The organism is Streptomyces spectabilis, from assembly GCF_008704795.1.
In the GTDB taxonomy this organism is placed as follows: Bacteria; Actinomycetota; Actinomycetes; order Streptomycetales; family Streptomycetaceae; genus Streptomyces; species Streptomyces spectabilis.
Genome location: NZ_CP023690.1, coordinates 2,060,788 through 2,077,290 on the forward strand (window position 1 = coordinate 2,060,788; position 16,503 = coordinate 2,077,290).

Annotated in this window: 16 protein-coding genes; 1 reads left to right on the forward strand and 15 read right to left on the reverse strand. The window is 70.8% G+C overall.

Annotated elements, in window-relative coordinates:
* Positions 1 to 302: 302 nt before the first annotated feature.
* The 12 genes from coaBC to pyrR all read right to left on the reverse strand — a co-directional run bounded on the left by coaBC (position 303) and on the right by pyrR (position 13,330).
* Positions 303 to 1,511, reverse strand: coding sequence for a bifunctional phosphopantothenoylcysteine decarboxylase/phosphopantothenate--cysteine ligase CoaBC (gene coaBC / locus CP982_RS08670; RefSeq protein ID WP_229879021.1), 1,209 nt, complete (start codon positions 1,509 to 1,511; stop codon positions 303 to 305).
* A gap of 109 nt (positions 1,512 to 1,620) precedes the next feature.
* On the reverse strand, positions 1,621 to 1,893 hold the full coding sequence (rpoZ, locus tag CP982_RS08675) for a DNA-directed RNA polymerase subunit omega (RefSeq protein WP_005319902.1): 273 nt from the start codon (positions 1,891 to 1,893) through the stop codon (positions 1,621 to 1,623).
* Between the two features lie 38 nt (positions 1,894 to 1,931).
* Positions 1,932 to 2,489 carry a guanylate kinase gene (gene gmk, locus CP982_RS08680; protein ID WP_144002353.1) on the reverse strand — a complete coding sequence of 186 codons (558 nt, stop codon included), beginning with the start codon at positions 2,487 to 2,489 and terminating at the stop codon, positions 1,932 to 1,934.
* A 62-nt stretch (positions 2,490 to 2,551) separates the two neighbouring features.
* Entirely contained in the window at positions 2,552 to 2,875 is a 324-nt protein-coding gene (locus CP982_RS08685; protein WP_016638838.1) for an integration host factor, read from the reverse strand.
* Positions 2,876 to 3,287: 412 nt separating this feature from the next.
* Positions 3,288 to 4,130: an orotidine-5'-phosphate decarboxylase gene (gene pyrF / locus CP982_RS08690; protein WP_150509986.1), complete on the reverse strand. Its 843-nt coding sequence runs from the start codon at positions 4,128 to 4,130 to the stop codon at positions 3,288 to 3,290.
* Positions 4,127 to 5,239, reverse strand: a complete 1,113-nt coding sequence (locus CP982_RS08695) for a quinone-dependent dihydroorotate dehydrogenase (RefSeq protein ID WP_150509987.1) — start codon at positions 5,237 to 5,239, stop codon at positions 4,127 to 4,129. Before CP982_RS08695 ends, pyrF begins: the two co-directional genes overlap by 4 nt.
* Before the next feature lie 55 nt (positions 5,240 to 5,294).
* On the reverse strand, positions 5,295 to 8,603 hold the full coding sequence (carB, locus tag CP982_RS08700; RefSeq protein WP_150509988.1) for a carbamoyl-phosphate synthase large subunit: 3,309 nt from the start codon (positions 8,601 to 8,603) through the stop codon (positions 5,295 to 5,297).
* Positions 8,596 to 9,738: a glutamine-hydrolyzing carbamoyl-phosphate synthase small subunit gene (carA, locus tag CP982_RS08705; RefSeq protein WP_150509989.1), complete on the reverse strand. Its 1,143-nt coding sequence runs from the start codon at positions 9,736 to 9,738 to the stop codon at positions 8,596 to 8,598. Before carA ends, carB begins: the two co-directional genes overlap by 8 nt.
* The gene (locus CP982_RS08710; RefSeq protein ID WP_150509990.1) at positions 9,735 to 10,364 is read right to left on the reverse strand and encodes a PH-like domain-containing protein; all 630 of its coding nucleotides are present in this window, start codon (positions 10,362 to 10,364) and stop codon (positions 9,735 to 9,737) included. Before CP982_RS08710 ends, carA begins: the two co-directional genes overlap by 4 nt.
* Positions 10,361 to 11,647 (reverse strand): dihydroorotase, encoded by a 1,287-nt coding sequence (locus CP982_RS08715; protein WP_150509991.1) that lies wholly within the window; start codon positions 11,645 to 11,647, stop codon positions 10,361 to 10,363. Before CP982_RS08715 ends, CP982_RS08710 begins: the two co-directional genes overlap by 4 nt.
* Positions 11,648 to 11,652: 5 nt before the next feature.
* Positions 11,653 to 12,630: an aspartate carbamoyltransferase catalytic subunit gene (locus tag CP982_RS08720; RefSeq protein WP_138958565.1), complete on the reverse strand. Its 978-nt coding sequence runs from the start codon at positions 12,628 to 12,630 to the stop codon at positions 11,653 to 11,655.
* Positions 12,631 to 12,754: 124 nt separating this feature from the next.
* Complete coding sequence (gene pyrR / locus CP982_RS08725) at positions 12,755 to 13,330, reverse strand: bifunctional pyr operon transcriptional regulator/uracil phosphoribosyltransferase PyrR (protein ID WP_030674879.1); 576 nt, start codon at positions 13,328 to 13,330, stop codon at positions 12,755 to 12,757.
* A 240-nt stretch (positions 13,331 to 13,570) separates the two neighbouring features.
* Between pyrR and bldD the strand changes: the two genes are divergently transcribed.
* Positions 13,571 to 14,071: a transcriptional regulator BldD gene (gene bldD, locus CP982_RS08730; RefSeq protein WP_016638847.1), complete on the forward strand. Its 501-nt coding sequence runs from the start codon at positions 13,571 to 13,573 to the stop codon at positions 14,069 to 14,071.
* 210 nt (positions 14,072 to 14,281) lie between these two features.
* Here the strand turns inward: bldD and nusB are convergent, their stop codons facing one another.
* From nusB to CP982_RS08745, 3 genes are read right to left on the reverse strand one after another with little or no spacing between them, the layout of a single operon-like run.
* Positions 14,282 to 14,713: a transcription antitermination factor NusB gene (gene nusB / locus CP982_RS08735; protein ID WP_150509992.1), complete on the reverse strand. Its 432-nt coding sequence runs from the start codon at positions 14,711 to 14,713 to the stop codon at positions 14,282 to 14,284.
* 2 nt (positions 14,714 to 14,715) lie between these two features.
* On the reverse strand, positions 14,716 to 15,282 hold the full coding sequence (gene efp, locus CP982_RS08740; protein ID WP_138958567.1) for an elongation factor P: 567 nt from the start codon (positions 15,280 to 15,282) through the stop codon (positions 14,716 to 14,718).
* Positions 15,283 to 15,328: 46 nt separating this feature from the next.
* Positions 15,329 to 16,429 (reverse strand): aminopeptidase P family protein, encoded by a 1,101-nt coding sequence (locus tag CP982_RS08745; RefSeq protein WP_150509993.1) that lies wholly within the window; start codon positions 16,427 to 16,429, stop codon positions 15,329 to 15,331.
* Positions 16,430 to 16,503: the final 74 nt, after the last annotated feature.

The window sequence follows — 16,503 nt, forward strand, 5'->3', positions numbered from 1 at the left end:
CCTGTGGTTGCAGCGGCTGCTGGCTGATCATTGATGGACGGGCCGAGAGCTGCGCTCGACGACGTCCGAGACCAGTTTATCGGTCACACACGGCCGCATGGCCACCTCTCTCGTCAGAAGAGAGGCCTGTGACCTGCGGCACTGCATTGTGCGATACGACGATCGGCCTCCACCAGAGGGCTCAAGGCCCGCATTTGGCGGGTTTAGGGTGGGTTTAAAGCGCCCGGAGGGGCGAAGGGTGCGCCGGGGTCCTTTTCCGGCCATCGGCCCGGCCACGATCCGGACCGATGGCTTCAGGCGCGTTACGACCGGTCAAGGCGCGGTACGACCAGATCCCAGACCGTGTCGGCGAGATCGTCCTTGGGGCCGTAGGGCACCGGCGTCTCACTGCCGTCGGCACCGAGCACCACGGCCTCGTTCCGCTCAGAGCCGAACGTCTTGCGCTCACCGACTTCGTTCACTACGAGGAGGTCGCAGCCCTTGCGGGCGAGCTTGGCCCGGCCGTTGGCCAGCACGTTGTCCGTCTCGGCCGCGAAGCCGACGACGACCTGGCCGGGGCGGGGGCGGTCGCCCGAGAGCTCGGCGAGGACGTCCGGATTGCGGACGAGGGTGAGCGGAGCCGGGTCCTCGCCGTCCTGCTTCTTGATCTTTCCGGCGGCGTACGCGGCCGGGCGGAAGTCGGCCACGGCGGCGGCCATCACCACCGCGTCGGCGTCGGCGGCCGCCTTCAGGACGGCCTCGCGGAGCTGGACGGCGGTGCCCACGGGCACGATGTCGACGCCCGCCGGGTCCGGCAGCGCGGTGTTCGCCGCGACGAGCGTGACGCGGGCCCCGCGCGCGGCGGCGCTGCGGGCGAGGGCGTAGCCCTGCTTGCCGGAGGAGCGGTTGCCGAGGAAGCGCACGGGGTCGAGGGGCTCGCGGGTGCCGCCCGCGCTGACGACGACGTGCCGGCCCGCGAGGTCCTGGGCGGCCGTTCCGCGCGCGAGGACGCGGCGTACGACGTCGAAGAGCTCGGCGGGCTCGGGAAAGCGCCCCTTGCCGGTGTCGACGCCGGTGAGGCGGCCGACGGCCGGTTCCACGACGAGGGCGCCGCGGCGGCGCAGCGTGGCGACGTTCTCCTGGGTGGCCGGGTGCTCCCACATCTCGGTGTGCATGGCCGGGGCGAAGACCACCGGGCAGCGGGCCGTGAGGAGCGTGTTCGTGAGCAGGTCGTCGGCGAGGCCGTGGGCGGCCTTGGCCAGCATGTCGGCGGTGGCGGGCGCCACGATCACCAGGTCGGCGTGTTGTCCGATGCGCACGTGCGGCACCTCGTGGACGTCGGACCAGACCTCCGTGGAGACGGGGTGGCCGGACAGCGCGGACCAGGTCGCGGCGCCGACGAAGTGCAGCGCGGAGGCGGTGGGCACGACGCGTACGTCGTGGCCGGACTCGGTGAGCCGGCGAAGGAGCTCGCACGCCTTGTAGGCGGCGATCCCACCGCTGACCCCCAGAACGACCTTCGGCTTGTCCACCGTGCCTCCCCGCACTCGGTCGCGCGGCCGCTGCGGCGCGCGTACGACTCCATGACACACCACAGGCCCGGCAGGTGCTCTGCCGGGCCTGTGGTGAACGTATGACTGCTTACTGGGCCGGGCCCTCGATGGCCTCGGACGTCAGCAGACCGGCGTTGATCTCGCGGAGCGCGATCGACAGCGGCTTCTCGTGCACGTGGGTGTCCACGAGCGGGCCGACGTACTCGAGAAGGCCCTCACCGAGCTGCGAGTAGTACGCGTTGATCTGACGGGCGCGCTTGGCGGCGTAGATCACGAGGCTGTACTTCGAGTCGGTGGCCTCGAGCAGCTCATCAATCGGCGGGTTGATGATGCCCTCGGGCGCGGTGATGGAAGAGGACACTCTCTGCCTTCCGAAGGGGGTGAAGAAAGGGGTGAAGATCAAACAACTTTCATCAAGGCTAGCAGCTCGCGCGCCACGTCCTCGACCGAGGTGTTGACCAGGGTGGTGTCGAATTCGGGCTCCGCGGCCAGTTCCACGCGCGCGGCCTTGAGTCTGCGCTCGATCACCTCGGCCGCCTCGGTGCCGCGCCCGGTGAGGCGGCGCACCAGCTCGTCCCAGCTCGGCGGGGCGAGGAAGACCAGCTGGGCGTCGCCCATGGACTCCCGCACCTGCCGGGCGCCCTGGAGGTCGATCTCCAGGAGGACGGGCTCGCCCGCCTCCAGGCGGTCCATGACCGCGCGACGGGGCGTGCCGTAGCGGTTGCCCGCGAACTCCGCCCACTCCAGGAGCTCACCATTGGCGATCAGCTTGTCCATTTCCTCGTCGGAGACGAAGAAATAGTGCACACCATGGCGCTCGCCGGGGCGCGGCTTGCGGGTCGTCGCCGAGACCGAGAGCCAGACCTCGGGGTGTTCCTTGCGCATATGGGCGACGACCGTGCTCTTGCCGACCCCGGAGGGGCCGGAGAGCACGGTCAGCCGCGGACGTTCACTCATGCAGCGATTATCCAGGTTCTCAGAGGTGCCTGAGACCAGGTTCGCAGGACGGCGCGCGGCCGTCAGGCGCCACTGCCGCCGAACTCGCGCTCCAGGGACGCGATCTGGTTGGAGCCAAGACCGCGCACGCGGCGGCTCTCGGAGATGCCGAGGCGCTCCATGATCTGCTTGGCGCGGACCTTGCCCACGCCGGGCAGCGACTCCAAGAGGGCGGAGACCTTCATCTTGCCGATGACGTCGTTCTCCTGGCCCTGCTTGATGACCTCGTGAAGGGAGGCGCCGGAGTGCTTGAGTCGATTCTTGACCTCGGCCCGCTCCCGGCGAGCCGCGGCGGCCTTTTCGAGCGCGGCTGCGCGCTGTTCAGGGGTAAGGGGCGGAAGAGCCACGCCTACGTCACCTCGAAGATCGAACTGTCGGATACGGACCGGTGAGGAACCTAGTCGCCCCACACCAGGGGAGCAACGTGCAACGCGCTTGCCCGTTGGCTCTGGTCGGAGACTAGCGGCCATGGCCGCCTGAGTCAGCGAGAACAAGCGAAAAGTCCAGGTCAGCCTCTGTTGAGCCCGGCATATCGGGCAATTCACCCCTGATTTGGCCGGGTGTCGTGTAAGCAACGCGTCAGTTCGGCGGGCTGATGCCCTCGGTGCACGACGTCCGCAGAACGTCCACGGGGCCGAATGCGGAACACACACATGGCCGAGGACCGACCTTTCGCGAGGTCGGTCGCCGGGCCGGACACCCGTCCGCCCCGGACCGGATCAACCGGTTCCGGGGCGGACGCCCGAGGCTCGGCGGGGGCTAGCCGCCGACCGCCTGCCGCACCTCGTCCGCGAAGCGCGCGGCGGCCTCGCGCAGCGCCCCGGCGTCGGGGCCCGCCTTGAGCACGCCGCGGCTCACGTTCGGCACGACGTTGCGCACGGCCGCGCCGAAGACGCGGGGCAGGTCCGCGGGCGTGGCGCCCTGCGCCCCGATGCCGGGGGCCAGGAGCGGCCCGTTGATGTCCAGGTCGAAGGACGACAGGTCGCCGAGGGTGGCGCCGACCACCGCGCCGTACGAGCCCATGGGCGCGGCCCCGGCGTTCTCGCGGGCCAGGTGGCCCAGCATGGTCGCGCCGATGGTACGGCCGTCGGCACGCTCGGCACGCTGCACCTCCGCGCCCTCGGGGTTGGACGTCAGGGCGAGCACGAAGAGCCCCGAGCCGCTCTCCCGGGCGAGATCGACGGCGGGCCGCAGGGACTCGTACCCGAGGTACGGCGAGACCGTCAGGGCGTCCGAGAACAGCGGCGCGTCCGGGTGCAGGAAGGCCTCCGCGTACGCGGCCATGGTGGAGCCGATGTCGCCGCGCTTGGCGTCCATGACGACCAGGCCCCCGGCCGCGCGCAGCTCCGCGACGGCCCGCTCCAGGACGGCCACGCCGCGCGAGCCGAAGCGCTCGAAGAACGCGGCCTGCGGCTTGAAGACGGCGACCTGGTCGCCCAGGGCCTCCACGACGGTGCGCGTGAAGGTCTCCAGGCCCTTGATGTCGTCGTCCAGGCCCCACGAGGCCAGGAGCGAGGCGTGCGGGTCGATGCCCACGCAGAGCGGGCCGCGGGTGTCCATGGCGTGGCGCAGCCGCGCGCCGAAGGGTTCCTGGGGGCTCATGCGGCGGGGGCCTTTCGGGTGTCGGCGCCGATCGCTTCGGCGAGCGTGGCGTACGGGGAGGTGGCGAGCCGCGCGGCGAGGCCCTTGTGGATGCCGCGCGCCCAGAACGGGCCCTCGTAGATGAACGCGCTGTAGCCCTGCACCAGGGTCGCGCCCGCGAGGATGCGCTGCCAGGCGTCCTCGGCGTTCTCGACGCCGCCGACGCCCACCAGGGTGATCCGGTCGCCCACGCGCGCGTAGAGGCGGCGCAGGACCTCCAGGGAGCGCTCCTTGAGGGGCGCGCCGGAAAGACCGCCGGTCTCCTTGACCAGCTCGGGGTCGGAGGCCAGGCCGAGGCCCTCGCGCGCGATGGTCGTGTTCGTGGCGATGATGCCGTCGAGACCGAGCTCCACGGCGAGGTCGGCGACCGCGTCGACGTCCTCGTCGGCCAGGTCGGGCGCGATCTTGACGAGCAGCGGGACGCGGCGGCCCTCGACGCTGCGGTCCGCGGCCTCGCGCACGGCACTCAGCAGGGGCCGCAGCGACTCGGTGGCCTGGAGGTTGCGAAGGCCCGGCGTGTTCGGCGAGGACACGTTGACGACGAGGTAGTCGGCGTGGCGGGCCAGGCGCTCGGTGGACTTCACGTAGTCGGCGGCGGCCTCGGCCTCCGGCACGACCTTGGTCTTGCCGATGTTGACGCCGACGACGGTCCTGAAGACCTCCTCGCGGGCCGCCAGGCGCGCGGCGACGGCCGCCGAGCCGTCGTTGTTGAAGCCCATGCGGTTGATCAGGGCGCGGTCCTCGACGAGGCGGAAGAGCCGCTTCTTGGGGTTGCCGGGCTGCGGCTCGCCGGTGACCGTGCCGATCTCGACGTGGTCGAAGCCGAGCATGGCCATGCCGTCGATCGCGGCGGCGTTCTTGTCGAACCCGGCGGCGAGCCCGAAGGGGCCGTGCATGCGCAGACCGAAGGCCTCGGTGCGCAGCTCCTTGTGGCGGGGGGCGAGGGCGGCGGCCACGAAGGTCCGCAGGACCGGGATCCGCGCGATGCGGCGGATCCAGCCGAAGGCCAGGTGGTGGGCGCGCTCGGGGTCCATGCGCCGGAAGACGAGCCGGAAGAAGAATGCGTACATGCTGGTGTCCTCATGAAGAGGGGGACACCGTTTCCGGTGTCCCCCTCGTGGGCTACTAGTCGCGGGCCGCAGTCAGGTGCTGTGCGTGTTCCTGGAGCGAGCGGACGCCCACTCCGCCGTGGTGGAGCGCGTCGATGCCCTGGACGGCGGCGGCGAGGCCCTGGACCGTCGTCAGGCACGGCACGGACCGGGCGACGGCCGCGGTGCGGATGTCGTAGCCGTCGAGGCGGCCGCCGGTGCCGTACGGGGTGTTGACGATGAGGTCGACCTGGCCGTCGTGGATCAGCTGGACGATGGTCTTCTCGCCGTTCGGGCCCTCGCCCTCGGACTGCTTGCGCACGACCGTGGCGTTGATGCCGTTGCGCTTGAGCACCTCGGCCGTGCCGGACGTGGCGAGCAGCTCGAAGCCGTGCGCGACGAGCTCGCGCGCCGGGAAGATCATCGAGCGCTTGTCGCGGTTGGCGACGGAGATGAACGCGCGGCCCTTGGTGGGCAGCGGCCCGTACGCGCCCGCCTGCGACTTGGCGTACGCCGTGCCGAAGACGGAGTCGATGCCCATGACCTCGCCGGTGGAGCGCATCTCGGGGCCGAGCACGGTGTCGACGCCGCGGCCCTGGATGTCGCGGAAGCGCGACCAGGGCATCACGGCCTCCTTGACGGAGATCGGCGCGTCGAGCGGCAGCTCGCCGCCGTCACCGGTGGCCGGAAGCAGCCCCTCGGAGCGCAGCTCGGCGATCGTCGCGCCGAGCGAGATGCGGGCGGCGGCCTTGGCGAGCGGCACCGCGGTGGCCTTCGAGGTGAAGGGCACGGTGCGCGAGGCGCGCGGGTTGGCCTCCAGGACGTACAGGATGTCCCCGGCCATGGCGAACTGGATGTTGATCAGGCCGCGCACCCCGACGCCGCGCGCGATGGCCTCCGTGGAGGTGCGCAGGCGCTTGATGTCGTGGCCGCCGAGCGTGATCGGGGGCAGCGCGCACGCCGAGTCGCCGGAGTGGATGCCGGCCTCCTCGATGTGCTCCATGACGCCGCCCAGGTACAGCTCGTGGCCGTCGTAGAGCGCGTCCACGTCGATCTCGATGGCGTCGTCGAGGAAGCGGTCGACGAGGACCGGGCGGTCGGCGCCGATCTCGGTGGACTCGGCGATGTACGCCTGGAGGCGGGCCTCCTCGTACACGATCTCCATGCCGCGGCCGCCGAGCACGTACGAGGGCCGCACGAGCACGGGGTAGCCGATCTCGTCGGCGATGGCCTTGGCCTCGGTGAAGGTCGTGGCGGTGCCGTGCTTGGGCGCGGGCAGGCCCGCCTCGGCGAGGACGCGGCCGAAGGCGCCGCGGTCCTCGGCGGCGTGGATGGCCTCCGGCGAGGTGCCGACGACAGGCACGCCGTTGTCCTTCAGGGCCTGCGAGAGGCCGAGCGGGGTCTGGCCGCCGAGCTGGACGACGACGCCCGCGATCGGGCCCGCGAGGGACTCCGCGTGGACGATCTCCAGGACGTCCTCCAAGGTGAGCGGCTCGAAGTAGAGCCGGTCGGAGGTGTCGTAGTCCGTGGAGACGGTCTCCGGGTTGCAGTTGACCATGACGGTCTCGTAGCCCGCGTCGTGCAGCGCGAAGGAGGCGTGCACGCAGGAGTAGTCGAACTCGATGCCCTGGCCGATGCGGTTCGGGCCCGAGCCCAGGATGATCACCGCGGGCTTCTCGCGCGGCGCGACCTCGGACTCCTCGTCGTAGGAGGAGTAGAAGTACGGCGTCTTCGCGGCGAACTCGGCGGCGCAGGTGTCGACCGTCTTGTAGACGGGACGGACGCCGAGGGCGTGCCGGACCTCGCGCACCACGTCCTCGCGCAGACCGCGGATCTCGGCGATCTGCGTGTCGGAGAAGCCGTGGCGCTTGGCCTCGGCGAGCAGTTCCATGGTGAGGTCGTCGGCCTCGGTCAGCTCGTCCGCGATCTCCTTGATCAGGAAGAGCTGGTCGACGAACCACGGGTCGATCTTCGTGGCGTCGAAGACCTCCTGCGGCGTGGCGCCGGCGCGGATGGCCTGCATGACGGTGTTGATGCGGCCGTCGGTGGGGCGCACGGCGGCGCGGAGCAGCGTGTACTTGTCGCCGGGCTTGCCGGTGAAGGAGAACTGGCTGCCCTTCTTCTCCAGGGAGCGCAGCGCCTTCTGCAGGGCCTCGGTGAAGTTGCGGCCGATGGCCATGGCCTCGCCGACCGACTTCATGGTCGTGGTCAGCGTGGAATCGGCCTGCGGGAACTTCTCGAACGCGAAGCGCGGGGCCTTGACGACGACGTAGTCGAGGGTCGGCTCGAAGGAGGCCGGGGTCTTCTCGGTGATGTCGTTGGGGATCTCATCGAGGGTGTAGCCCACGGCCAGCTTCGCAGCGATCTTCGCGATCGGGAAGCCGGTGGCCTTCGACGCGAGCGCGGAGGACCGCGAGACGCGCGGGTTCATCTCGATGACGATGACGCGGCCGTCGACCGGGTTCACCGCGAACTGGATGTTGCAGCCGCCGGTGTCGACGCCGACCTCACGGATGATCGCGATGCCGACGTCCCGCAGGATCTGGTACTCGCGGTCGGTGAGGGTCATCGCGGGCGCGACGGTGATCGAGTCGCCGGTGTGCACGCCCATCGGGTCGAAGTTCTCGATGGAGCAGACGACCACGACGTTGTCGTGCTTGTCGCGCATCAGCTCCAGCTCGTACTCCTTCCAGCCGAGGATGGACTCCTCCAGGAGCACCTCGGTGGTCGGCGAGAGGGTGAGGCCCTGGCCCGCGATGCGGCGCAGCTCGTCCTCGTTGTGCGCGAAGCCGGATCCTGCGCCGCCCATGGTGAAGGAGGGCCGCACGACGACCGGGTAGCCGCCGAGCTCGTCGACGCCGCCCAGGACGTCGTCCATGGAGTGGCAGATCACCGAGCGCGCGGACTCGCCGTGGCCGATCTTGGCACGGACGGCCTCGACGACGTCCTTGAAGAGGTCGCGGTCCTCGCCCTTGTTGATCGCCTCGACGTTGGCACCGATCAGCTCGACGCCGTACTTCTCCAGGACGCCCTGCTCGTGCATCGAGATGGCGGTGTTGAGCGCGGTCTGGCCGCCGAGGGTGGGCAGGAGCGCGTCGGGGCGCTCCTTGGCGATGATCTTCTCGACGAACTCCGGGGTGATCGGCTCGACGTACGTGGCGTCGGCGATCTCCGGGTCGGTCATGATCGTCGCCGGGTTCGAGTTGACGAGGATGACGCGCAGGCCCTCGGACTTGAGGACGCGGCACGCCTGGGTGCCGGAGTAGTCGAACTCCGCGGCCTGGCCGATGACGATCGGGCCGGAGCCGATGACCAGGACGGACTGGATATCGGTGCGCTTAGGCACGCTGGCCCTCCATCAGGGTGGTGAAACGGTCGAAGAGGTACGCGGCGTCGTGCGGGCCGGCGGCCGCCTCGGGGTGGTACTGGACGCTGAACGCGGGCTGGTCGAGGAGCTGGAGCCCCTCCACCACCTGGTCGTTGAGGCACACGTGGGAGACCTCGGCGCGTCCGAAGGGGGTGTCGGAGACCTGGTCGAGCGGCGCGTCGACGGCGAAGCCGTGGTTGTGCGCGGTGACCTCGACCTTGCCCGTGGTGCGGTCCTGCACGGGCTGGTTGATGCCGCGGTGGCCGTACTTCAGCTTGTACGTGCCGAAGCCGAGGGCGCGACCGAGGATCTGGTTGCCGAAGCAGATGCCGAACAGCGGCGTCTTGCGCTTGAGGACCTCCCGCATGACGGCCACGGGGCCGTCGGCGGTCGCCGGGTCGCCGGGGCCGTTGGAGAAGAACACGCCGTCGGGGTTCACGACGTAGACGTCCTCGGCGGTCGCGGTGGCGGGAAGCACGTGCACCTCGATGCCGCGCTCGGCCATGCGCTGCGGGGTCATGCCCTTGATGCCGAGGTCGACGGCGGCCACGGTGAACTTCTTCTCGCCGATCGCCGGGACGACGTACGTCTCCTTGGTGGCGACCTCCGCGGAGAGGTTCGCGCCCTTCATCTGCGGCTGCGCCTGCACCTTGGCGATCAGCTCGGCGTCGGCGGCGATCGCCTCGCCGGAGAAGACGCCGACGCGCATGGCGCCGCGCTCGCGCAGGTGGCGGGTCAGGGCGCGGGTGTCGACGCCGCTGATGCCGACGACGCCCTGTCGCTTGAGCTCCTCGTCGAGGGAGCGCCGGGAGCGCCAGTTGGAGGGCACCCGGGCGGGGTCGCGGACCACGTAGCCCGCGACCCAGATCCGCTGCGACTCGGGGTCCTCGTCGTTGACACCGGTGTTGCCGATGTGCGGCGCGGTCATCACGACGACCTGGCGGTGGTACGAGGGGTCGGTGAGGGTCTCCTGGTAGCCGGTCATGCCGGTGGAGAAGACGGCCTCGCCGAAGGTCTCCCCCACCGCGCCGTAGGCGCGGCCGCGGAAGACGCGGCCGTCCTCAAGGACGAGTACGGCGGGAGTCTTCACGGCTCCCTTGGTGGAGGTCGTCATCGTGCGCCTTCCGTTTCCGTCGTGCTCTGGATCCCGGCGCCGGTGCCGTCGATCTCGGTGTTGTCGATCATGTTGTTGAGGATCTCGACCCAGTCGGCCTGCTCCGCGGCGTGATCGGAGCGGAAGCCGGAGTCGATCAGCTTGTCGCCGTGTGCCCAGGTGACGATCAGCAGGCCGCCCTCGGCGAGGACCTTGCCCGCGATGCCCTTGTCGAGGCGAGCCTCGCGCAGGGCCTCCTTCGGGATGAAGAAGTCCCGCGCCCCGGGGCGGACGACGTCCAGGCCCGCCTCGGTGAGGGTCAGCTCCACGCGGCTGCGGGTGCCCAGGCCGTGCGCCACGATGCGGTCCAGCCACTGGCCGGCCGTGGTCGAGCCGTGGTAGCGGCCGGTCAGCTCAAGTTTCGTCGCACCGGGGTCGGACGGCGCGTCGGGGAGCTCGGGGAGGTCGCCCTGGAGGGTGCCGCGCCACTTCCAGCCCTCGCGCATCAGCCAGTAGACGAGCGCGATGAAGAGCAGGATTCCGACGACCCAGCCGATCCGCGCACCCCAGTCGGTGACCTGCGCGGACTTCTCGTCTGCGGCCAGCTGGGGCAGGGCGGAGGAGGTGAGGAGATGCGTTGCGGTCACTGAAGCTTCCCGTCGACGAGCGTGGCCCGACCCCGGAGCCAGGTGTGCGTGACGCGTCCCGGAAGCTCACGGCCCTCGTAGGGGGTGTTGCGGCTCCGGGAGGCGAAGCCCGCGGGGTCCACCTCTCCAAGGTATGCCGGATCGACGAGCGTGAGGTTCGCGGGCTCGCCGGGCGCGACCGGGCGGCCCTGGCCCTTCGCCTGCCCGATCTCGGCGGGCTTGGCGGACATCCGGTCGGCGACCCCGGCCCAGGTGAGCAGGCCGGTGTCGACCATCGTGTGCTGGACGACCGAGAGGGCGGTCTCCAGGCCCACCATGCCCATGGCGGCCGCGGCCCACTCGCAGTCCTTGTCCTCGTGCGGGTGCGGGGCGTGGTCGGTGGCGACGATGTCGATGGTGCCGTCGGCCAGGGCCTCGCGCAGCGCCAGCACGTCGGCTTCCGTGCGCAGCGGCGGGTTGACCTTGTAGACCGGGTTGTACGAGCGGACCAGCTCGTCGGTGAGGAGCAGGTGGTGCGGGGTGACCTCGGCGGTGACGTCGATGCCGCGGGACTTGGCCCAGCGGACGATCTCGACGGACCCGGCCGTGGACAGGTGGCAGATGTGCACCCGGGAGCCGACGTGCTCGGCGAGCAGCACGTCCCGGGCGATGATCGACTCCTCGGCGACGGCGGGCCAGCCGCCGAGCCCCAGCTCCGCCGAGACGACGCCCTCGTTCATCTGGGCGCCCTCGGTGAGCCGCGGCTCCTGGGCGTGCTGGGCGACGACGCCGCCGAAGGCCTTCACGTACTCCAGGGCGCGCCGCATCATCACGGCGTCGTCGACGCACTTGCCGTCGTCGGAGAAGACGGTGACCCCGGCGGCCGACTCGTGCATGGCGCCCAGCTCGGCGAGCTTCTTGCCCTCCAGACCGACGGTGACGGCGCCGATCGGCTGCACGTCGCAGTAGCCGGACTCCTTGCCGAGCCGCCAGACCTGCTCGACGACGCCCGCGGTGTCGGCGACCGGGAAGGTGTTGGCCATCGCGAACACGGTGGTGTAGCCGCCGCTGGCGGCCGCGCGGGTGCCGGTGAGGACCGTCTCGGAGTCCTCGCGGCCGGGCTCGCGCAGATGGGTGTGCAGGTCGACCAGGCCCGGCAGCAGGACCTTGCCGTCGGCCTCGACGACGGTGGCGCCCTCGGCGCTCAGCGAGTCACCCACGGCCTCGATGGTCTCGCCGTCGATCAGCACGTCCTGCGGCTCGCCGCCGAGCACCCGCGCACCACGGATAAGGATCTTGGTCATGACTGTTACTTCTCCTCGGTACGGGTGTGGGTGACGGCGGGCTCCTGGCCGCCGAGCAGCAGATAGAGGACGGCCATGCGGATGGAGACGCCGTTGGCGACCTGCTCGACGACCGTGCAGCGGTCGGAGTCGGCGACCTCGGCGGTGATCTCCATGCCGCGGACCATCGGGCCCGGGTGCATCACGATCGCGTGGTCGGGCATCTTGGCCATGCGGTCGCCGTCCAGGCCGTACCGGCGCGAGTACTCGCGCTCGGTCGGGAAGAACGCGGCGTTCATGCGCTCGCGCTGGACGCGCAGCATCATCACGGCGTCGGACTTCGGCAGGACCCGGTCCAGGTCGTAGGACACCTCGCACGGCCAGTGCTCGACGCCGACCGGCACCAGGGTGGGCGGGGCGACCAGGGTGACCTCGGCGCCGAGGGTGTGCAGCAGGTCGACGTTCGAGCGGGCGACGCGGCTGTGCAGCACGTCACCGACGATCGTGATCCGCCTGCCGCTCAGGTCCTGGCCGAGGCCGGTGTCGCGGCCGACGAGGCGGCGGCGCATGGTGAAGGCGTCGAGCAGGGCCTGCGTGGGGTGCTGGTGGGTGCCGTCGCCGGCGTTGATGACGGCCGCGTCGACCCAGCCGGAGTTCGCGAGTGTGTACGGCGCGCCGGAGGCCCCGTGCCGGATGACGACGGCGTCGACGCCCATGGCCTCCAGGGTCTGCGCGGTGTCCTTCAGGGACTCGCCCTTGGAGACGCTCGACCCCTTGGCACTGAAGTTGATCACGTCCGCGGAGAGCCGCTTCTCGGCGGCCTCGAACGAGATCCGGGTGCGGGTCGAGTCCTCGAAGAAGAGGTTGACGACGGTACGGCCGCGCAGCGTCGGCAGTTTCTTGATCGGCCGGTCCGCGACGCGGGCCATCTCCTCGGCGGTGTCGAGGATGAGCACGGCGTCGTCGCGGGTGAGGTCGGCGGCCGAGATGAGGTGTCGCATCATCTGGTGGGCTCCGTAAGGGATTTCAGGTGTGCTTCAGGCCGGGGGGGCGCCCCTGGGCCGGGCAGCGGGCACGCGGGCGCGCGTCAGTACGGACCCGGCGGGTCCGGTACCGGTACGGGGCGGGCTACTGCTCGCCGGCCGCGGCGGTCGGCTTGGCACCGAGCAGCACGGCGTCGCGGCCGTCCTCCTCGGCGAGCTGGACCTTGACCGTCTCCCGCAGCGACGTCGGGAGGTTCTTGCCGACGTAGTCGGCGCGGATGGGCAGTTCTCGGTGACCGCGGTCGACGAGAACGGCGAGCTGCACCGCGCGCGGGCGGCCGATGTCGTTCAGGGCGTCGAGGGCGGCGCGGATGGTGCGACCGGAGAAGAGCACGTCGTCGACGAGGACGACCAGGCGGCCGTCGATGCCGTCACCGGGGATCTCGGTGCGGGCGAGCGCACGCGGCGGGTGCATGCGCAGGTCGTCGCGGTACATCGTGATGTCGAGGGAGCCGACGGGGACCTTGCGGCCGGTGATCTCCTCGAGCTTGGCGGCGAGCCGCCGGCCGAGGAAGACGCCGCGGGTCGGAATGCCGAGCAGAACGACATCGTCGGCGCCCTTGGCGCGCTCCACGATTTCGTGGGCGATACGGGTCAACACCCGTGCGATGTCCGGGCCTTCGAGAACGGGCCGCGGCACACCGGAGGCATGCGTGTCCATGAAAACGGACCTCCTTCTCCGCCTCACGGGACGGACTTTAAAGGACGTCGAATTTGCGCCAGCTGGCGCCTACAGCGTCTTTTACGGTACCAGCAACGGCAACGTGGGCCGTCACCTCCCCCTCGGAAGGGGCCCTCGGACCCATTCGGCTTGACGCAGCCAAGTAACGCTGCGTAACCTCACAGTGAGTCACCAGCCGCGCGGCGGAGCCGCACGTTGTCACAGCGTCCGGGGAGCTATATGTCCAGCGAATACGCCAAACAGCTCGGGGCCAAGCTCCGCGCCATCCGTACCCAGCAGGGCCTTTCCCTCCACGGTGTCGAGGAGAAGTCCCAGGGTCGCTGGAAGGCGGTCGTGGTGGGGTCGTACGAGCGCGGCGACCGCGCCGTGACCGTGCAGCGCCTTGCCGAGCTGGCGGATTTCTACGGCGTTCCGGTGCAGGAACTCCTTCCGGGCACCCCGCCCGGCGGTGCCGCCGAGCCGCCGCCCAAGCTGGTCCTGGACCTGGAGCGCCTCGCCCACGTCCCCGCCGAGAAGGCAGGCCCGCTGCAGCGGTACGCCGCCACGATCCAGTCGCAGCGCGGTGACTACAACGGCAAGGTGCTCTCCATCCGCCAGGACGACCTGCGCACCCTCGCCGTGATCTACGACCAGTCGCCGTCGGTGCTCACCGAGCAGCTGATCAGCTGGGGCGTCCTGGACGCGGACGCGCGCCGCGCCGTGGCCCACGAAGAGGTCTGAGCCCGTCAAGGGCGATTCCAGCAGAAACGTGCCGCCGGGGTGGCCGGAAACCCAGAGAGGGTTTCCGGCCACCCCGGCGGCTTTGTCATGCCCGGTGAGGGCTTTGTCGGGCCGGATGGATTTCACCGCCGTACGGAAAACCCCGGAGGGCCCGCGGCCGTATTGGCCGCGGGCCCTCCGGGGTACCGCGAAATCGAACCGACGCGGACGCTAGGCGTCCCGGCGAAGGCCCGGCTTGAGGTCCTTGAACCGACCGAGCAGCCCATTCACAAAAGCGGGCGAGTCATCGGTCGAGAACTCCTTGGCGAGCTGGACGGCCTCGTCGAGCACGACGGCGTCCGGCGTGCCGTCCACCCAGATCAGTTCGTACGCGCCGAGCCGCAGGATGTTGCGGTCGACGACCGGCATGCGGTCGAGCGTCCACCCCACCGCGTACTGGGAGATCAGCTCGTCGATGCGGGCCGCGTACTCCTGGTAGCCCTCGACGAGCTCCATCGTGTACTCGCTCACGGGCGGCTGCCGGGTGTCGGTCCGCGAGTGACGCACCCAGTCCGCGAGCACGGTGAGCACGTCGACGCCACGCTGGTCGGCCTCGAAGAGGATCTGGAAGGCGCGCTTGCGGGCCGTGTTACGGGCGGCCACGGTTAGCTGTTCACCCGGCCGAGGTAGCCGCTGTCGCGGGTGTCGACCTTGATCTTCTCACCGGTGGTGATGAAGAGCGGCACGTTGATCTGGTGGCCGGTCTCCAGGATGGCCGGCTTGGTGCCGCCGGTGGAGCGGTCGCCCTGGACGCCCGGCTCGGTCTCCTGGATGGTCAGCTCGACGGCGGCGGGCAGCTCGACGAAGAGGACCTCGCCCTCGTGCTGCGCCACCGTGGCGGTGAAGCCCTCGATCAGGAAGTTCGCGGCGTCGCCGACGGCCTTCTTGTCGATGTGCAGCTGGTCGTAGGTCTCCATGTCCATGAAGACGAAGTACTCGCCGTCCATGTACGAGAACTGCATGTCGCGCTTGTCGACAGTGGCCGTCTCGACCTTGACGCCGGCGTTGAACGTCTTGTCGACGACCTTGCCGGAGAGCACGTTCTTCAGCTTGGTGCGCACGAAGGCAGGGCCCTTGCCGGGCTTGACGTGCTGGAACTCGACGACGGACCAGAGCTGGCCCCCGTCGAGCTTGAGCACCATGCCGTTCTTGAGGTCGTTCGTGGAAGCCACGGTTGCGGAATCTCCTGGACTGACGTGGACGACCCCGGCGCACGCGCTACAGCGCGAGCAGCTCCTTGGTCGTGATGGTGAGTAGCTCGGGTCCGCCGTCCGCTTCGCAGCGAACGACGAGCGTGTCATCGATCCGGACCCCGCCCCGGCCCGGGAGGTGAACCCCCGGTTCGACGGTGACCGGCACGCAAGCGTCCAGTTTACCCATGGCCGCGGGCGCCAACTGCGGGTCCTCGGTGATTTCGAGCCCCACGCCGTGTCCGGTGCGCGGTCCGAGGCCCTCCGCGTACCCGGCGGCGGCCAGGACGTGGCGGGCCGCGCGGTCCACGTCGCGGCAGGCGGCACCGGGTGTGAGGGCCTCGCGACCGGCTCGCTGAGCGGCGAAGACGACGTCGTACAGCTCGATCTGCCAGTCCGCGGGCGAGGTGCCGATCACGAAGGTCCGCCCGACCTCGCTCCGGTATCCGCGGTAGGCGGCGCCGAGGCACACGGACAGGAAGTCCCCCTCCTCGACGCGCCGGTCGGTGGGGCGGTGGCCGCCGCGCCCGGAGTGCGGCCCGGTGGCCACGGAGGTGGGGAAGGCGGCGCCGTCCGCGCCGTGGTCGACGAGCCGCCGCTCCAGCTCCAGGGCGAGATGGCGCTCGGTGCGCCCCACCAGGATCGACTCCAGGAGCTCCCCGAGGGCCTGGTCGGCGATCTCCGCCGCGATCCGCAGACAGGAGATCTCCTCCTCGTCCTTGACGAGGCGCAGCTGCTCCACGCCGCGTGCGAGGTCGACCAGGCGGAGCCGGGGCGCCACGGAGGCCAGGGCCCGGTGCCGGGCCACGCTCAGATGGTGCTCCTCCACGGCGAGGGACTCCGCGCCCTGCGCCGCCGCCTGTCCGGCCGCCGCGACGGCGGCGTCGCCGTCCGGGGTGTCGAGCACCCGGGTGCGCAGCTCGGCGTCGGGCCGCTGGGGCCCGTCCTCCTCCCCCGGCGGCCGCGGGCACAGCAGGACGTCCTCGGACCGGCCCAGGAGCAGGGCGGCCCCGCTGGGCGCGGCGCCCGCGAGATAGCGGATGTTGGCGGGCCGCGAGACCAGGGCCGCGCCGCCGCCCGCGCACCGCTCCTTGAGCCGCTCCCGCCGAGCCGCGTACACCTCTGACATGGGGCGAGCCTAAGAGCGCGCCCCGGTCCGGGCCGTCTCAGCGCGTCCGACCGGGCGTCGGCGCCGCGCGTACG